Source organism: Pseudomonas sp. 3JA (assembly GCF_036961705.1).
GTDB classification, from domain to species: domain Bacteria; phylum Pseudomonadota; class Gammaproteobacteria; order Pseudomonadales; family Pseudomonadaceae; genus Aquipseudomonas; species Aquipseudomonas fluorescens_Q.
The window spans coordinates 1-17,138 of sequence record NZ_JBAMDJ010000016.1; the positions used below are offsets into that span (position 1 = coordinate 1).

The 17,138-nt window shown below is 58.9% G+C and carries 18 protein-coding genes; 10 read left to right on the forward strand and 8 right to left on the reverse strand.

Going from position 1 to position 17,138, the window contains the following annotated elements:
* Positions 1–3: 3 nt before the first annotated feature.
* The gene (gene tyrS, locus V7773_RS14385; protein WP_092146441.1) at positions 4–1,203 is read right to left on the reverse strand and encodes a tyrosine--tRNA ligase; all 1,200 of its coding nucleotides are present in this window, start codon (positions 1,201–1,203) and stop codon (positions 4–6) included.
* Between the two features lie 212 nt (positions 1,204–1,415).
* Here tyrS and V7773_RS14390 point away from each other — a divergent pair, with 212 nt between their 5' ends.
* Together V7773_RS14390 and V7773_RS14395 are read left to right on the forward strand one after the other, a co-directional pair.
* Positions 1,416–2,834: a peptidoglycan DD-metalloendopeptidase family protein gene (locus V7773_RS14390; protein WP_092146439.1), complete on the forward strand. Its 1,419-nt coding sequence runs from the start codon at positions 1,416–1,418 to the stop codon at positions 2,832–2,834.
* A gap of 2 nt (positions 2,835–2,836) precedes the next feature.
* A complete protein-coding gene (locus V7773_RS14395; protein ID WP_336073956.1) occupies positions 2,837–3,928 on the forward strand; it encodes an anhydro-N-acetylmuramic acid kinase in 1,092 nt (363 codons plus the stop codon).
* 66 nt (positions 3,929–3,994) lie between these two features.
* Here the strand turns inward: V7773_RS14395 and erpA are convergent, their stop codons facing one another.
* Positions 3,995–4,345, reverse strand: coding sequence for an iron-sulfur cluster insertion protein ErpA (gene erpA, locus V7773_RS14400; RefSeq protein WP_003177727.1), 351 nt, complete (start codon positions 4,343–4,345; stop codon positions 3,995–3,997).
* A gap of 155 nt (positions 4,346–4,500) precedes the next feature.
* Positions 4,501–5,535, reverse strand: a complete 1,035-nt coding sequence (argC, locus tag V7773_RS14405) for an N-acetyl-gamma-glutamyl-phosphate reductase (protein WP_057449595.1) — start codon at positions 5,533–5,535, stop codon at positions 4,501–4,503.
* A gap of 135 nt (positions 5,536–5,670) precedes the next feature.
* On the opposite strand from argC, the gene hemJ reads away from it, so the two are divergent.
* From hemJ to coq7, 6 genes are all read left to right on the forward strand, one after another.
* Positions 5,671–6,102, forward strand: coding sequence for a protoporphyrinogen oxidase HemJ (hemJ, locus tag V7773_RS14410; RefSeq protein WP_003206117.1), 432 nt, complete (start codon positions 5,671–5,673; stop codon positions 6,100–6,102).
* Between the two features lie 35 nt (positions 6,103–6,137).
* Complete coding sequence (locus tag V7773_RS14415; RefSeq protein ID WP_336073959.1) at positions 6,138–7,106, forward strand: NAD(P)H-dependent flavin oxidoreductase; 969 nt, start codon at positions 6,138–6,140, stop codon at positions 7,104–7,106.
* Positions 7,107–7,157: 51 nt separating this feature from the next.
* Positions 7,158–8,123, forward strand: coding sequence for a DUF805 domain-containing protein (locus V7773_RS14420; RefSeq protein ID WP_336073960.1), 966 nt, complete (start codon positions 7,158–7,160; stop codon positions 8,121–8,123).
* Between the two features lie 62 nt (positions 8,124–8,185).
* Entirely contained in the window at positions 8,186–8,974 is a 789-nt protein-coding gene (locus V7773_RS14425) for an SDR family NAD(P)-dependent oxidoreductase (protein WP_072342509.1), read from the forward strand.
* Positions 8,975–9,056: 82 nt separating this feature from the next.
* Positions 9,057–9,395, forward strand: a complete 339-nt coding sequence (locus V7773_RS14430) for a histidine triad nucleotide-binding protein (RefSeq protein WP_003206124.1) — start codon at positions 9,057–9,059, stop codon at positions 9,393–9,395.
* A gap of 75 nt (positions 9,396–9,470) precedes the next feature.
* Complete coding sequence (gene coq7, locus V7773_RS14435; RefSeq protein ID WP_014340488.1) at positions 9,471–10,118, forward strand: 2-polyprenyl-3-methyl-6-methoxy-1,4-benzoquinone monooxygenase; 648 nt, start codon at positions 9,471–9,473, stop codon at positions 10,116–10,118.
* Between the two features lie 113 nt (positions 10,119–10,231).
* Here the strand turns inward: coq7 and V7773_RS14440 are convergent, their stop codons facing one another.
* Positions 10,232–10,654 (reverse strand): OsmC family protein, encoded by a 423-nt coding sequence (locus V7773_RS14440; protein WP_003206127.1) that lies wholly within the window; start codon positions 10,652–10,654, stop codon positions 10,232–10,234.
* A 240-nt stretch (positions 10,655–10,894) separates the two neighbouring features.
* Between V7773_RS14440 and crp the strand changes: the two genes are divergently transcribed.
* A complete protein-coding gene (crp, locus tag V7773_RS14445; RefSeq protein ID WP_060740379.1) occupies positions 10,895–11,539 on the forward strand; it encodes a cAMP-activated global transcriptional regulator CRP in 645 nt (214 codons plus the stop codon).
* On the opposite strand, the gene V7773_RS14450 is transcribed toward crp, so the two are convergent.
* The 4 genes from V7773_RS14450 to V7773_RS14465 are packed head-to-tail and all read right to left on the reverse strand — an operon-like array spanning position 11,536 to position 14,726.
* The gene (locus V7773_RS14450; protein WP_336073961.1) at positions 11,536–12,237 is read right to left on the reverse strand and encodes a lipoate--protein ligase family protein; all 702 of its coding nucleotides are present in this window, start codon (positions 12,235–12,237) and stop codon (positions 11,536–11,538) included. The genes crp and V7773_RS14450 overlap by 4 nt on opposite strands.
* A 3-nt stretch (positions 12,238–12,240) precedes the next feature.
* Positions 12,241–13,077, reverse strand: a complete 837-nt coding sequence (trpC, locus tag V7773_RS14455; protein ID WP_336073962.1) for an indole-3-glycerol phosphate synthase TrpC — start codon at positions 13,075–13,077, stop codon at positions 12,241–12,243.
* Positions 13,074–14,123 carry an anthranilate phosphoribosyltransferase gene (trpD, locus tag V7773_RS14460; protein ID WP_336073963.1) on the reverse strand — a complete coding sequence of 350 codons (1,050 nt, stop codon included), beginning with the start codon at positions 14,121–14,123 and terminating at the stop codon, positions 13,074–13,076. The genes trpC and trpD overlap by 4 nt, the downstream gene beginning before the upstream one ends.
* 9 nt (positions 14,124–14,132) lie before the next feature.
* Positions 14,133–14,726 (reverse strand): aminodeoxychorismate/anthranilate synthase component II, encoded by a 594-nt coding sequence (locus V7773_RS14465; RefSeq protein ID WP_063324125.1) that lies wholly within the window; start codon positions 14,724–14,726, stop codon positions 14,133–14,135.
* A 411-nt stretch (positions 14,727–15,137) separates the two neighbouring features.
* Between V7773_RS14465 and estP the strand changes: the two genes are divergently transcribed.
* Complete coding sequence (gene estP, locus V7773_RS14470; RefSeq protein ID WP_336073964.1) at positions 15,138–17,045, forward strand: esterase EstP; 1,908 nt, start codon at positions 15,138–15,140, stop codon at positions 17,043–17,045.
* Positions 17,046–17,138: the final 93 nt, after the last annotated feature.

Genomic DNA, 17,138 nt, shown 5'->3' on the forward strand with positions numbered 1-17,138 from the left:
GCTTTATTCAGATTTCAGCGTAATACGCGCAAAAGCCTTCTTGCCGGCCTGACATACATGGGTAGAACCCAGCTCATATATATAGGCGCGATCCACAACTACACCATCTATACGCACACCACCCGAGCCCAGGAGATCTCGCGCCACCGCAGCGTTCTTGACCAAGCCTGCTTTATTAAGGACTGCCGCAATCGGCATATCCTCGGCAGCAGTCAGCTCGATCTCCGGCAGATCATCCGGCAGCTCACCATCCTTCATACGATTACCCGCCGCGCGATGAGCATTGGCCGCAGCCTCCTCACCGTGGAAACGAGCAACAATCTCTTCGGCCAGCTTGATCTTGATGTCTCGCGGATTGGCTCCCGCCTCGACATCGGCACGGAACGCATTGATCTCATCCATGGACCGGAAGCTCAACAGCTCGAAGTAACGCCACATCAGCACATCAGGAATGGAGACCAGTTTGCTGTACATGACGCCGGGCGCTTCCTGAATACCTACGTAGTTGCCCAGCGACTTGGACATCTTCTTCACGCCATCCAGACCTTCCAGCAATGGCATGGTCAGAATGCATTGCGCCTCCTGACCATAGCCACGCTGCAACTCACGCCCCATCAACAGGTTGAACTTCTGGTCAGTACCGCCGAGCTCAACGTCCGCGCGCAACGCGACCGAGTCATAACCCTGTACAAGCGGGTAGAGGAACTCATGGATGGCAATTGGCTGATTGGATTTATAGCGCTTGTCGAAATCATCGCGCTCGAGCATACGAGCTACGGTGTATTGAGACGTCAGGCGAATGAAATCCGCCGGCCCCATCTGATCCATCCAAGTGGAGTTGAAAGCCACTTCAGTCTTGGCCGGATCAAGAATCTTGAAAACCTGAGTCTTGTAGGTCTCGGCATTATCGAGAACCTGCTCACGAGTCAGCGGTGGGCGCGTAGCACTCTTGCCACTTGGATCACCGATCATCCCGGTGAAGTCACCTATAAGGAAGATGACCTGGTGCCCCAGATCCTGGAACTGGCGCAGCTTATTAATAAGCACGGTATGACCCAGGTGCAGATCGGGCGCCGTTGGATCGAAACCGGCCTTGATACGCAGCGGCTGCCCGCGCTTGAGCTTTTCGATCAGCTCGGACTCGACCAACAATTCTTCCGCACCACGTTTGATCAGCGCTAGCTGCTCTTCAACCGACTTCATAACAGACCCGTAAGGCTCAGATTCAAAGGGCCCCAACCATACAAGATCGCGCACCAAATACAAGGTTTGCCCGGCGCGCGGACGCCAATCCACAGAACAGAGCGTCCGCGGGCTTGCTTCGCAGGGGATTTGGTTATATTTTATACAGTTATTTCATCTTCATCATGTCATTCATCTTTTCCAATTCATCTTTTCAAAAGTCAAAATTACCTATGACCACAGAACCGTCTAAAGCGCCACCGCTTTACCCAAAGACCCACCTGCTTGCCGCAAGTGGCATCGCAGCCCTCCTTAGCCTGGCGCTCCTGGTGTTTCCCTCCAGCGATGTTGAAGCCAAAAAGACGACTCTGAGTCTTGAACTGGAAAGCCCTGCTGAACAACTGACACAAGAACAAGACGCCGCCGAAGCCGTTCAAGCCACAAACGAACCGGCCGCCTCTCCTTTTGCGCAGATTGAAAACAGCCCGCAAGACACCACCGAGGCAGCCGCTCAGGTAGAAGCGCCTGTTGCAGAAGAAAAGAAGGGACCAGACCATCGCGAAGTGATTGTTGCCAAGGGCGACACACTTTCCACCCTCTTCGAAAAGGTTGGCCTGCCCTCGACTTCGGTCCATGAAATCCTGGCCAGCGACAAGCAAGCCAAGCAGTTCACTCAACTGCAGCGCGGCCAGAAACTCGAATTCGAACTCAATCCAGACGGACAGCTGACCAACCTGCACACCAAGCTGAGCGACCTGGAAAGCATCACCCTGACCAAAAACGACAAGGGTTATGTATTTAACCGCGTCACCGCCAAGCCTACCGTTCGCTCGGCCTACGTTCATGGCGTCATCAACAGCTCATTGTCCCAGTCGGCTGCTCGTGCCGGCCTTTCCCATAGCCTGACCATGGACATGGCCAGCGTATTTGGCTACGACATCGACTTCGCCCAGGACATTCGCCAGGGTGACGAGTTCGACATCATCTATGAGCAAAAAGTGGTCAATGGCAAGAGTGTCGGCAACGGTCCGATTCTTTCCGCGCGCTTCACCAACCGCGGCAAGACGTACACCGCAGTGCGCTACACCAACAAGCAAGGCAACAGCAGCTACTACACTGCCGACGGCAACAGCATGCGCAAGGCCTTCATCCGTACACCGGTTGATTTCGCCCGTATCAGCTCGAAGTTCTCCGCCGGTCGCAAGCATCCGATCCTGAACAAGATCCGCGCCCATAAAGGTGTCGACTACGCCGCCCCCCGCGGTACGCCAATCAAGGCCGCCGGCGACGGCAAGGTATTGCTTGCCGGACGTCGTGGCGGTTATGGCAACACTGTGATCATCCAGCACGGCAATACCTATCGCACGCTGTACGGCCACATGCAGGGCTTCGCCAAAGGCGTGAAGACAGGCGGCACTGTCAAGCAAGGCCAGGTTATTGGATACATCGGCACTACCGGCCTGTCCACCGGACCGCACTTGCATTATGAGTTCCAGGTCAACGGCGTCCACGTCGACCCACTAGGCCAGAAACTGCCGATGGCCGATCCGATCGCCAAGGCCGAGCGCGCGCGCTTCCTGGCCCAAAGCCAACCCTTGATGGCTCGCATGGATCAAGAGAAAGCCACCATGCTGGCCTCGAGCAAGCGCTAAGCATGGCGCTCTATATCGGTGTGATGTCAGGGACCAGCCTGGATGGCTTGGACATCGCACTGATCGAACTGACCCCGGCGATCAAATTGATCGCCACGCACTACATTCCGATGCCCGCCGCCCTGCGCACCGAATTGCTCGGATTGTGCAGCAGTGGGCCCGATGAGATCGCCCGCTCCGCCATTGCCCAGCAAAGCTGGGTAAAGCTGGCTGCACAGGGTATCCATACCCTGCTCAACGAACAGAAACTCAAGCCTGAAGACATCACAGCGGTCGGCAGCCACGGCCAGACCATCCGCCATGAACCCGCCCGCGGATTTACCGTACAGATTGGCAATCCGGCCTTGTTGAGTGAGTTGACCGGCATCGCCGTCGTCAGCGACTTCCGCAGCCGCGACGTCGCCGCCGGTGGACAAGGCGCCCCGCTGGTTCCGGCATTTCACGAAGCACTGTTCGAAGAACGAATCGGCAATCGCGCCGTGCTGAATGTCGGCGGTTTCAGCAATCTCAGCCTGATAGGGCCCGCAAAACCAGTAGCTGGTTTCGACTGTGGCCCTGGCAACGTATTGCTCGATGCCTGGATACACCAACAACGGGGCGAGCATTTCGATCGGGACGGTCAATGGGCTGCCAGCGGGAAAGTCGAGCCAGCCCTGCTCAAGGCACTGCTCAGCGATCCTTTCTTCGTCACCAAGGGGCCGAAAAGTACCGGCCGTGAGGTCTTCAACCTGCCTTGGCTGAGTCAGCATTTGTCGCAGTTGCCAACCTTCGCCCCGGAAGACGTACAGGCGACGCTGCTCGAACTGACTGCCCTGACCATCGTCGAATCCCTTCAACATGCCCAGTCCAATACTCAAGAGTTGCTGGTCTGTGGCGGCGGCGCGCACAACCAGGCGCTGATGAAGCGCCTGGCTGAGTTGCTGCCGGATACCAAGGTCAGCAGTACGGCGGTGCATGGCGTGGACCCGGACTGGGTCGAAGCCATGGCTTTCGCCTGGCTCGCCCATTGCTGCCTTGAAGGCATTCCGGGCAATCGTCCGAGTGTTACTGGCGCCTGTGGCTTGCGCGTACTCGGCGCCATCTACCCGGCCTGAGAAAGATTACGGACAAAAAAACGCCGCAGGGCCGTAAGGCACTGCGGCGTTTTTATTGGAGCCGTCTCAGATCGAGAACGAAGAACCGCACCCACAAGTCGTGGTCGCGTTTGGGTTCTTGATCACGAACCGCGAGCCTTCCAAGCCTTCCTGGTAATCCACCTCGGCACCTGCCAGGTACTGGAAGCTCATTGGATCGACCACCAGGCTGACACCTTCGCGCTCGACGATGGTGTCGTCTTCGGCCACTTCCTCATCGAAAGTAAAGCCATACTGGAAGCCGGAACAACCGCCACCCGTAACAAATACGCGCAGCTTCAAACGATCATTGCCCTCTTCATCGACCAGGCTCTTCACCTTGTGCGCGGCACCGTGGGTGAATTGCAAAGCCGTGGGGGTGAAGGTTTCGACGCTCATGCTGAATATCTCCCGGCGCTTACGCCGCCATAATGCGTGATGGCGGGCATTATCCGCTTCTCCTAGAAAATCGGTCAACTATTTGAAGAGCAGCGGCAAGCTACAAGTTAAAGGCTGCAAGCTTGTAGCTTAAAGCTTGCAGCTTTTAACTGCCGTTACGGCAACATCCCCGCATGGGACAGCCCCAGGCGCTCATCCAGCCCGAACAGGATGTTCAGGTTCTGCACCGCCTGGCCGGACGCGCCCTTGACCAGGTTATCGATGACCGACAACACCACCACCAGATCACCGTCCTGCGGACGATGCACGGCGATCCGGCAAACGTTCGCACCGCGCACGCTGCGAGTTTCCGGGTGGCTGCCGGCCGGCATTACGTCGACGAACGGTTCGTTGGCGTAACGCTTTTCAAACAACGCCTGCAGGTCCACCGAACGATCGACGACGGTTGCATAAAGAGTGGAGTGGATGCCACGAATCATCGGCGTCAGGTGCGGCACGAAGGTCAGGCCGACCTCCTTGCCCGCGGCCCGGCGCAATCCCTGGCGAATTTCCGGCAGGTGGCGGTGCCCCTTGACCGCGTAGGCCTTCATGCTTTCCGACGTTTCAGAATAAAGCGAGCCAACACTGGCTCCGCGCCCGGCACCGCTGACACCGGATTTGCAGTCGGCAATCAGACGCGAAGCATCGGCAAGACCGGCCTCGAGCAACGGCAGGAACCCCAGCTGAGTTGCCGTCGGATAGCAACCCGGTACCGCGATCAGTCGGGCCTGCTTGATTTTCTCGCGATTGACTTCCGGCAAGCCGTAAACCGCCTCGTCGAGCAGATCCGGCGCGCCGTGAGGTTGACCGTACCACTTGGCCCATTCATCAGCGTCCTGCAGGCGGAAGTCCGCCGACAGGTCGATGACCTTGGTCCCGGCAGCCAGCAGTTCACCCGCCAGGGCGTGGGCGACACCGTGGGGCGTGGCGAAGAACACCACATCGCAGGCGCCAAGGGTCTTGACGTCCGGAACGCTGAACGCCAGGCCGTCGTAATGGCCTCGCAGGTTCGGGTACATGTCGGCGACGGCCAGGCCGGCCTCGGATCGGGAAGTGATGACCACCACCTCAGCTTGCGGATGCTGTGCCAACAGACGCAGCAGTTCGACACCGGTGTACCCCGTGCCGCCGACGATACCGACCTTGACCATAAACCTGCCCTCAACGAACCCACTGGAAAGCCGTCGATGATAGGGGCCGCAGGGCCCGGCGACAACCGCCAAGGTGACGTGCGGACGCTCTAACCTCTACTATCGGGCTACCGTGAATCCTGGGAATAACTAAAAATGCTCTATCTGTGGCTCAAAGCACTTCACATCGTCAGCATGGTCTGCTGGTTCGCCGGCCTGTTCTACCTGCCGCGCCTGTTTGTCTATCACGCCCAAAGCGAGGACAGCGTCAGCAAAGAACGTTTCAGCGTCATGGAGCGCAAGTTGTATCGCGGCATCATGGGCCCGGCGATGATTGCCACCCTGGTATTCGGCATCTGGCTGCTCAGCCTCAACGCCGGCGCCTACTTCACCCAAGGTGGCTGGATGCACGCCAAGCTGACCCTGGTCGTGCTGCTGATCGGTTACCACCATATGTGCGGCGCCCAGGTAAAGCGCTTCGCCCGTGGCGAAAACACCCGCAGCCATGTCTTTTATCGCTGGTTCAATGAAGTGCCGGTTCTGATATTGCTGGCTATCGTAATTCTGGTTGTCGTCCGACCGTTCTAATCTCCAATCAGCGTCCATTATCTGGGGTACTTGCGATGTCGTTGCCCGCTCTGCTTGAACAACGCTTGCGCCTGCCCGTCGTGGCAGCGCCAATGTTCCTGATTTCCAATCCACAACTGGTGCTGGCCTGCTGCCGTAACGGCATCGTCGGTAGTTTTCCGGCGTTGAACCAGCGCGAAAGCAGTGGCTTCAAGGCCTGGTTGGCGGAAATCGAAGCAGGCCTGGCGACCCTGGAAAATCCGGCACCCTACGCTGTGAACCTGATCGTCCATCACAGCAACCCGCGGCTTCAAGCCGACCTGGCCATCTGCATCGAGCACAAGGTGCCGATTGTCATCACCAGCCTGGGCGCGGTGAAGGAGTTGGTGGATGCCGTCCATGCTTATGGCGGACTGGTGTTCCACGACGTGACGACCCGGCGTCATGCCGAGAAAGCCGCCGAAGCCGGTGTCGATGGCTTGATCGCCGTTGCCGCCGGTGCAGGCGGACACGCCGGGACCTGGAGCCCATTCTCATTGATTGCCGAGATCCGGCAGTTTTTTGATAAGACCTTGCTGCTTGCAGGATGCCTGAACCACGGTCACCAGATTCTGGCCGCACAATTGCTCGGCGCCGATCTGGCCTACTTCGGTACGCGCTTTATCGGTACGAGCGAAAGCCACGCCCCTGACGCTTATAAAGAGATGTTGCTCACATCCAGAGCCGCAGACATCGTGCATACTCCCGCTGTATCCGGAGTGCCGGCCAGTTTCATGCGCCAGAGCCTGGAGAATGCCGGTTTCGATCTGACCGCTCTGCAGAACAAGGGCGAGGTGGATTTTGGCTCGAAACTCAAACCGCTGAACGATGAAGCCAAGGCCTGGAAAACCGTATGGTCCGCGGGCCAGGGCGTGGGTGAAATCGATGATTTGCCCAGCGTCGATCAGTTGGTGGCACGCCTGGATGAAGAATACCGTCAGGCACAAGCACGGGCGGCGCAGCTTGGCGGGCAATGGCCCCGCTGAATCAACCTGAACAAAACAACTATTCAACTTCTAGAGACAAGGATGCCGGGCATGAGCGAAACCCGTTTCAACATCGTATTCGACGGCGGCCTGATGCCGGGCGTCGATACCACCACCGCCAAACTCAACCTCGCCGAGCTGTTCAAAAGCGATGTCAGCGCCATTGAACGGCTGTTCACCGGGCGCAAGGTAGCCCTCAAAAGCAACCTGTCCCAGAACGAGGCGCAACAGTACCTGGAAGCGCTCAACAAGAGCGGGATCGATGCCAGGATCGAAGCCGAACCCGTCGTCCAACTGAACCTTGGCGAGGTACAGGAGGCGCCACGGCAACCGAGTGGACGCCATCCCGATTCGATCGTCGAGCCCGCCTCGCCGTACGCGCCTCCCCGCGCCGAAGTCGGTGAAGCGCTTGCAGAGTACGGCACGCTCAAGCCCTTCAGCTTCGACGGGCGTATCGGACGCCTGCGCTACCTGGCCTGGACCATGGTGTTGACCTTGGCCCTACTGCCCTTGGTCGGCATAGGCTTCTGGCTGGCCACGGCCTGGCTGCTGGCTTCCGACTCGGTCGCGGGACTCATCGTCGGCGGCCTGCTCGCCGCAGTCGTCGTCCTTGCCTTTGCCTTCGTGAGCATCCAGTTCAACGTCCAGCGCCTGCATGATCTGGGCTGGTCGGGGTGGTTGTGGCTGATCAACCTGGTTCCCTTCGTGGGCAGCATCTTCCCCTTCATCCTCATCATCGCTCCGGGCAATACCGGCGCAAACCAGTACGGCCCCCCGCCGCCGCGCAATACCACTGCGGTCAAATTGCTGGCCTCGCTCTGGCTGGTGATGATCGTCCTGATTTTCATGGCTACCTTTGCCGGCATCTTCGGGGCCCTTCAGGAGGACTACGACAGCAGCAGCCTGAGCAGCTATGAAAGCAGTGAATACAGCAACGAAACCTCTGAAGAGCCCGCCGTCGAGGCAGCCGAGCCCGCTCCACCTTCTGTAGACTATGAAGAAGAAGAGGAACAATAAGCGCGCTTCATGCCGGTGACAGCCCAGTCAACTGGCGGCGGGCTGTTGCGATGGAGAACTGCATGACCCGTTACGCACTGATCACTGGCGCTTCCAGCGGCATTGGCCTGGCCATGGCCGAAGCGCTGGCCCGGCGCGGCCGCAACCTGATACTGGTGGCTCGACAGCGTGATCGGCTGGAAAGTATTGCAATCGAACTGACTCAGCGGTTTGGCGTGGAGGTATTGTTCCGGGCTTGTGACCTGAGCGAACCGCTGAGGCTTTCAGGCTTTCTCCTGGAACTGGAGGAAGGCGAGCGGCAGATCGACCTGCTGGTCAATTGCGCAGGCATCGGCACCAGCGGGCCGTTCCTGGGCCAGGACTGGATGACCGAGCAGGACCTGATCGAAGTCAATATCCTCGCCCTGACACGGCTTTGTCATGCCATCGGTAACAGCATGGCGCTGCTTGGCGGCGGGCAGATCCTCAACGTCGCCTCGATCGCCGCGTTCCAGCCCGGCCCCTGGATGAGTACCTATTACGCCAGCAAGGCCTATGTGCTGCACTTCTCCGAAGCCCTGCGGGTCGAGCTGAAGAAATGCGCGATCAAGGTCTCGGTGCTTTGCCCTGGCCCGACCCGGACCGGCTTCTTTTCCAGGGCGCAGATGGACGAACAGAAGCTCATCGACAGCAAGTTACTGATGAGCCCCGAAGAAGTGGCCCTGTACGCCGTGCGCGCGCTGGACCGCAACCGCGCCATCATCATTCCCGGACGCCGCAACCGCTGGCTGGCCGCACTGCCGCGCCTGGGCTCGCGATGGCTGGTCCGAACCATCGCCGGCATGATCAACAAGGCCTATTGCCCGCGCTGATCCCTTCAAGTTGAACTATCAGTCGCCTCAATCGGAGCCTTCACGCCCCCCGACCTCGACGAACCCAATGGAGAAAACAGCTGTGGATACTCTGTTCACCAAGATCATCAACCGGGAAATTCCGGCAAAGATCATTTACGAGGATGACCAGGTATTGGCCTTCCACGACATCGCCCCGCAGGCGCCTGTGCATTTTTTGGTCATACCGAAAAAACCGATTCGCACCCTCAATGACCTGGCCGAGGAAGACAAAGGCCTGGCTGGACACATTTTGTTCACTGCTCAGCGCCTGGCACTTGAATTAGGCTGTGAAGAAGGTTTTCGTGTGGTGATGAACTGCAATGAACTGGGTGGGCAAACGGTCTATCACATTCATATGCATGTGCTGGGACAGCGCCAGATGAACTGGCCACCGGGCTGATACACCTGACCCAACGCAAATCTTCGGCGGTCGATTGGGTTAAACTGGCCGCTGTGATTTTTCCCGGAGGTAAGCATGACTACCCAACGTCACTACTCGCCGATTGACCGTCTGTTGCTGCAAGCCGATACCGCGATGCGCACCCTGCTGCCCTTCAGTGGACAGCCGTACCGTCCATCACCGGCTATCGTGCAGCCAGACGCGCAACTGAGTGACGAGCAAACCCGCCACGTCGCCGGACTGATGCGTATCAACCACACCGGCGAAGTCTGTGCCCAGGCGCTGTATCAGGGCCAGGCGCTGACAGCGAAGCTACCGCAAGTGCGTGAAGCAATGGAGCATGCCGCCGAGGAAGAAATCGACCATCTGGTCTGGTGTGAACAACGGATTCGCCAGTTGGGCAGCCATACCAGCGTCCTGAACCCGCTGTTCTATGGGATGTCATTCGGGATCGGGGCCGTTGCCGGGCTGATCAGCGACAAAGTCAGCCTCGGTTTCGTTGCGGCGACCGAGCATCAAGTGTGCAAGCATTTGAATGAACACCTCGAACAACTGCCAGCCGAGGATGAAAAATCCCGGGCGATCCTTGAGCAGATGCGCGTGGATGAGGAACACCACGCCGAGAGTGCACTTGAGGCCGGTGGCTTCCGTTTTCCGGCCCCGGTCAAGTTCGGCATGAGCCTGCTGGCCAAGGTCATGACCAAGAGCACTTATCGGATTTGACGGCAATTGGGGACTGACCAGCTCATCCCCACGGAAATTAAAAAGGCGACTCCCCCAAGGGAAGTCGCCTTTTTTCTGTCCGGAAACTTCAATACGGCCCGTCGGCTATCGACTCAACCCAACTCGATGATTTCATAATCGTGGGTGATTTCGACCCCTGCGGCGCCGAGCATGATCGAAGCCGAGCAGTACTTCTCGGCGGACAGCTCAATGGCGCGCTTGACCTGGGCTTCCTTCAGGGCTCGCCCCTTCACCACGAAGTGCATGTGGATCTTGGTAAACACTTTGGGATCTTCAGTGGCGCGCTCTGCCTCCAGGAAAGCTTCGCAGCTTTCGACGGCCTGGCGGGACTTTTTGAGAATGCTGACCACGTCGAAGTTACTGCAACCGCCCACGCCCAGCAGGAGCATCTCCATCGGCCGAACCCCCAGGTTCCGCCCACCGGCCTCTGGCGGGCCGTCCATGACGACCACATGACCACTGCCTGACTCACCGAGGAACATGGCTTCGCCAGCCCATTGGATGCGTGCCTTCATCGCCAAGACTCCACTGTTAAAAAAGGGTCGCCAGCTTAGCACAGCGCTCCGGCATGACCGCTCTCCGTCTTAGGAGACCTGACCTGACAGCACGTAGGTAAATTCTCAAATCAATTAAGGACGCCTCTGTTAAGCTGGCCATACGCCAACTCGCTGGCGCATGGCCAGCTTTTAGCGATAGCCATTCGCGTCTATAAAAAAACCAAACCATCACACTGCGCAGTCTTTCGGGATACAACCATGGTTGCCATTACTCCCACGTTCAAGATCAAGAATCTCGACAAACTCTTGATGCATTGCCAGCGCCGCCGCTATCCAGCCAAACACAACATCATTTGTGCAGGAGATCGTTCCGAGACGTTGTTTTTCATCATCAAGGGGTCGGTCACTATCCTCATAGAAGATGACGACGGTCGGGAAATGATCATCGCCTATCTCAACTCCGGGGATTTTTTTGGCGAGCTGGGGTTATTCGAACAGGCGGGCAAGGAACAGGAACGCAGTGCCTGGGTACGGACCAAGATTGAATGTGAAGTTGCGGAAATCAGCTACGCCAAATTCCGAGAACTGTCCCTGCAAGACCCGGACATTCTTTACGTACTCAGCGGACAAATCGCACAGCGCCTGCGCAATACCACCCGCAAGGTCGGCGATCTCGCATTTTTCGACGTCACCGGACGTGTCGCACGCTGCCTGTTGGAACTGTGCAAGCAGCCCGATGCCATGACCCACCCGGACGGGATGCAGATCAAGGTGACCCGCCAGGAGATTGGTCGGATTGTCGGTTGTTCGCGGGAAATGGTCGGTCGCGTTCTCAAGGATCTGGAAGAGCGCAACCTGGTCAGTGTCAAAGGCAAGACCATGGTGGTGTTCGGAACGCGTTAGGCACCCAGCAGATTGATCAGCAGCTCCCGGTACAAAGCGTCGAGCCGCTCCAGCGCGTGAGGCGCCGGGAATTTTTCATGCAGGGCAATATGGCTCTCGGCTCGCACTCGCGGCTCCAGGCCGCAAGCCTCATTGAAGCGATTGACTGCCGCGACCAAGGACTCGCGCTCGTTCTCCAGCAAAAACGCGCCATGAACCAGCCCCACCGGACGTTGCCCCCCTTTGCTCTGGCGCCAGCGCTGGGCGGTGCCCACCATTTTCCGGCCGTCGAGGTTGACGTTGAAGCGCCCGTCACAAAAAGCCCCTTCCACCTCTCCCAGCGAAGCCACCCCGCCCAACTCGTCCAACAGCTGACAGATGGGATCGCACAACCGGCGATAGCCGGTTTCGATACGTCCGTGGTCACCTTCGCTGCGCGGGGGTGCGTAGACCAGGGCGATATTGACCGTAGCGACCGACTGCGGCACCGGTTCGCCACCTGTTTCACGCAACAAGACAGGCCAGCCATGAGCAGCCGATACTTCACAAGCGTCTTCAAACCCCGGTAGGCGACTCAAACGGCGCGGCATGACCAGCGCACGGTCGTTGGGCTGCCAGAACAGCAGGCCGAACTCGGCGTCGCCCGCGCAGATGCTGGCCAGCAGATCCTGTTCGGCTTGCAGGCCAGCTTCGACGGTCAGGGAGATCACAGGCGACATGGATCAGTCCAGCGTCGAGCCGCTCACCGGCAGACCACGCTCAGGAAAGAACAGTCGCTGCAATTCCGTACCCGGGTTCTCGGCGCGCATGAACGCTTCGCCTACCAGGAACGAGTACACATCGCTGACTTCCATCAGCTCGACATCGGCCCGGTTGAGGATACCGCTTTCGGTGATGACCAAGCGATCGCGCGGAATGCGCGGCAACAGGTCCAGAGTGGTTTCCAGGCTCACTTCAAAAGTGTGCAGATTGCGATTGTTCACGCCGACCAGTTTGGTATCGAGGGTTTTCAGGGCTCGTTCCAACTCGTCACCGTCGTGGACTTCCACCAGGACATCCAGCCCGACGCTTTTGGCTACGGCCGCCAGCTCGGCCATTTTCACGTCGTCCAAGGCGGAAACGATCAACAGCACGCAGTCGGCGCCCAGCGCACGCGCCTCGACGATCTGGTACGGGTCGATCATGAAATCCTTGCGGATCACTGGCAGCTTGCATGCCGCCCGCGCCTGTTTCAGGTAGTCGTCAGCGCCTTGAAAAAAGTCGACGTCGGTCAGCACCGAGAGGCAGGTAGCACCGCCCTTCTCGTAGCTTCGCGCGATCTCGGCCGGGACGAAGTGCTCACGAATCACGCCCTTGCTGGGGGATGCCTTCTTGATTTCGGCAATCACCGCCGGCTGTTTTTTCTTGGCCTGATCGATCAGAGCCTGGGCAAAGCCGCGCGGCGCATCCGCTGAACGCGCCAGGCTTTCCAGCTCGGCCAGACTGACCCGAGCGCTGCGCTCGGCCACTTCCTGGGCCTTGCGAGCCAGAATGTTTTCCAGAACCGTTGGCACGCTCATCCTTCGTTCTCCACTTTGAATACGGCGGTAAATGCACCCAACTCTTCGAGCTTTTCCCTGGCCAGCCCAGTGTGCAGCGCATCATGGGCCAGCTCCACGCCTTGCTTGAGGCTGCTGGCGTGGTCGGCGGCATACAACGCGGCACCGGCATTGAGCACGATCATCTCAGCGGCTTTCTGGCCATTCTCGGTCTTGCGACGCCCCAGGGCATCACGAATCAGCTCCAGCGATTGGGTCGGGCCGTCGACTGCCAGCCCGTGCAGGCTCTGGCTCTTCATACCGAGGTCTTCAGGTTCGACCCAATACTCGCTGATCTGATCATTTTTTAGCTCGGCCACGAATGTAGGCGCCGCCAGGCTGAACTCATCCAGTCCATCCTTCGAATGGACCACCAGTACGTGCTTGCTGCCCAGGCGTTGCAAGACTTCAGCCAATGGTCGGCACAACGCCTGGCTGAACACACCGACTACCTGATGTTTCACACCGGCCGGATTCGTAAGCGGGCCGAGCATGTTGAACAGCGTACGCAGCCCCAGCTCGCGGCGCGGCGCGGCGGCGTGTTTCATGGCGCTATGGTGGGTCTGGGCAAACATGAAGCCGATACCGACGTTATCGATACAGCGTGCCACCTGGACCGGCGTCAGGTTCAGGTAAATGCCCGCTGCCTCCAGCAGATCGGCACTTCCGCTCTTGCCGGAAACTGCCCGATTGCCATGTTTGGCAACGGTGCAACCGGCCGCCGCGACGACAAACGACGAGGCCGTGGAAACGTTGAAGATATTGGCGCCGTCACCGCCGGTACCGACCACATCCACCACACCGTCCAGCGTCTTGAGTTCGACCTTGTCCGCCAGCTCACGCATCGCCGAAACCGCACCCACGATTTCATCGATGCTCTCACTCTTCATGCGCATGGCCATCATGAACGCGCCGATCTGTGCATCCGTGCATTGGCCGGTCATGATTTCGCGCATCACGTCGCGCATCTCGTCGGTGCTCAGGTCGAGATGGCCGACGATACGGCTCAGGGCTGTCTTGATATCCATGAAAAGTCCTTAGCGCGTGCCGCCGGTTTGTTTGAGGAAGTTGGCGAACAGTTCGTGGCCCTGTTCGGTGAGAATAGACTCGGGATGAAATTGCACACCCTCGATATTCAGCGTCTTGTGGCGCAGGCCCATGATTTCATCGACCGAGCCATCTTCAAACTGGGTCCAAGCCGTCAACTCCAGACAGTCAGGCAGAGTTTCGCGCTTGACCACCAGGGAATGGTAGCGGGTTACGGTAAGCGGATGATTCAGCCCCTCGAACACGCCCTTGTCCTCGTGGAATACCGGGCTAGTCTTACCGTGCATGACTTGTCGGGCGCGTACCACGTCGCCGCCGAACGCTTGGCCGATCGACTGGTGCCCCAGGCAGACACCGAGGATCGGCAGCTTGCCGGCGAAATACTTGATGGCGTCGATGGAAATGCCCGCTTCGGTCGGCGTGCATGGGCCGGGCGAAACCACGATGCGCTCAGGCTTGAGGGCTTCGATTTCGGCGATGGTCAATTCGTCGTTGCGCACGACCTTGACCTCGGAGCCCAGCTCGCCGAGGTACTGCACAACGTTGTAGGTAAAAGAGTCGTAGTTATCGATCATCAGCAACATGGCGTAAGCGACCTATTGAATTCACTGACTTTAAATACAGCCTTCAGAGAATGACCCGCACGCTGCTGCGCTTGGCGAGGCAAGTGATGCCCCTGCGAAGCGGCTCTACAAGCGGGTAAAGAAGGCAAATCGGTACAGGTCCGGCGAAGCCGGCGGAGAATGTTCAGGCGCGCCAACGCCAGCGGGCGTGTGCCTTGATCATTTGATCCAGAAGTTTGCTGACAATCGACACAGGGAAAGTCTCGTTCATACGTCCCGGCACAGTAGCTTAGCTGGGCGGAGCACGCAATATGGGCGATCCCGAAGGGCTTTGAAACAATCGCGACGTTCAAGATGGATGGCAAAATGCCGGAAGTTTTTGGTACTGTCGTTTCGTTTTCTAACAAAAATAAGATAAAAACGGACTTTCCCATGATAAAGAAGACGTTGTTCGTACCGATTGCCGGTTGCCTGCTGGCGATGGCCTGCGCCCAGGCGAGCGCCGCCCCCAACCCTTATTCCAAGTTCATCGTGTTCGGCGACAGCCTCAACGACGCAGGCCAGTTCGCCGACCCGAATGGTCCGCCCGGCTCGACCGAGCGTTACACCAACCGAACCGGTCCGATCTATACCGACGGCAGCGGCGAGGCCTACTCCGCCAACTCCACCCAGTTGCTCGGTGGGCGCCTGGGTTATTCCGCCGACGAGACTGCCGCTTCCACTTCGGCGGTCCGCGCCGACCAGGGGCTGGCGGACGGCAACAACTGGGCGGTGGGCGGTTATCGCACCGACCAGATCCTCGAATCGATTACCGGCGTGTCCGACACCGGCGAGCGCAGCCGTCCTGGCTACCTGCAGTCCAATGGCCTGCGCGCCGATCCAAATGCGCTGTATTACATTTCCGGTGGTGGCAACGATTTCCTTCAAGGCCGGGTACTGACCCCCGAACAAGCGAACGCCGCCGCGGACCGTCTGGCCGACAGCGTCCAGGTGCTGCAAATGGCTGGTGCCCGCTATGTGATGGTCTGGTTGTTGCCCGACCTGGGCCTGACCCCGGCCCTCAACGGTGGTCCGTTACAAGACGCCTTTTCGCAACTGGGCAACCAGTTCAACCAACAGCTGATCACGCGACTGCAAGGCATCGACGCTGAAATCATTCCATTGAACATTCCGCTGTTGCTCAAGGAAAGCTTCGCCGACCCGGCAAGATTCGGCCTCGCCATCGGTGAGAACCTCACCGCGACCTGCTTCACTGGCAACGGCTGCACCGAAAACGCCACCTACGGCATCAACAGCGCCACGCCTGATCCCACCAAGCTGATCTACAACGACGCGGTCCATCCGACCGAAGCCGGACAGAAACTGATCGCCGACTATGCCTATTCCCTGCTCGCGGCGCCCTGGGAACTGACGTTGCTGCCGGAAATGGCCCACTCGACCCTGCGCGCTCACCAGGACGAGTTACGCAGCCAGTGGCAATCTGACTGGGAGAACTGGCAGGCCGTCGGCCAGTGGCGAGCTATTGTCGCAGGCGGCGGCCAGCATCTGGACATGGACAGCCAGGACAGCGGCGCCAGCGCCGATGGCAGTGGCTACAGCCTGAACATTGGCGGCAGCTATCGTCTCAACGACGCGTGGCGCGTAGGTGTCGCCGCCGGCCTCTACCGCCAGGACATGGAAGCAGGCCACAACGATTCGAAGTACAAACTCAATAGCTACCTGGCGACCGCTTTCGCCCAGTTCCAGCAAAACCGCTGGTGGGCCGATGCGGCACTGACCGGCGGCAAGCTCGACTACGACAACCTGGAGCGCAAGTTCGACCTGGGCGTCAACGAGGCGCAAGAGAAAGGCGACACCGACGGCCATCTCTGGGCATTCAGCACGCGGGTGGGCTACGACATTGCCCAGCCGGGCAGCGAATGGCACCTCTCGCCGTTTATCAGCGCTGACTATGCGAAGGTGGAAGTCGACGGCTATTCGGAAAAGAGCAACCGCTCCACGGCCCTGACCTTCGATGACCAGACCCGCGACTCGAAACGCCTGGGCATTGGCTTGCAGGGCAAATACAACATCACCCGCCAGACCCAGGTGTTTGGCGAATATGCCTACGAACGCGAGTACGAAGACGACACGCAAAAGGTGAACATTGCCCTCAACAGCCTGCCGGCCAACGACTTCACACTGGAAGGCTACACGCCACAGAGCCACCTCAATCGCCTGAGCCTGGGGGTCAGCCACCAGTTGACCAACGACTTGGCGCTACGGGGTGGTTATACACTGCGCAAGGATGATGACATGACCCAGCAAGGGGTAAGCCTGGGCGTCAGCCTGGACTTCTGATCGAGAAAACCTGTGGGAGCGAGCTTGCCCGCGATAGCGGACTGTCAGTCAACTGGTTGGTTGAATATGACGGCCTCATCGCGAGCAAGCTCG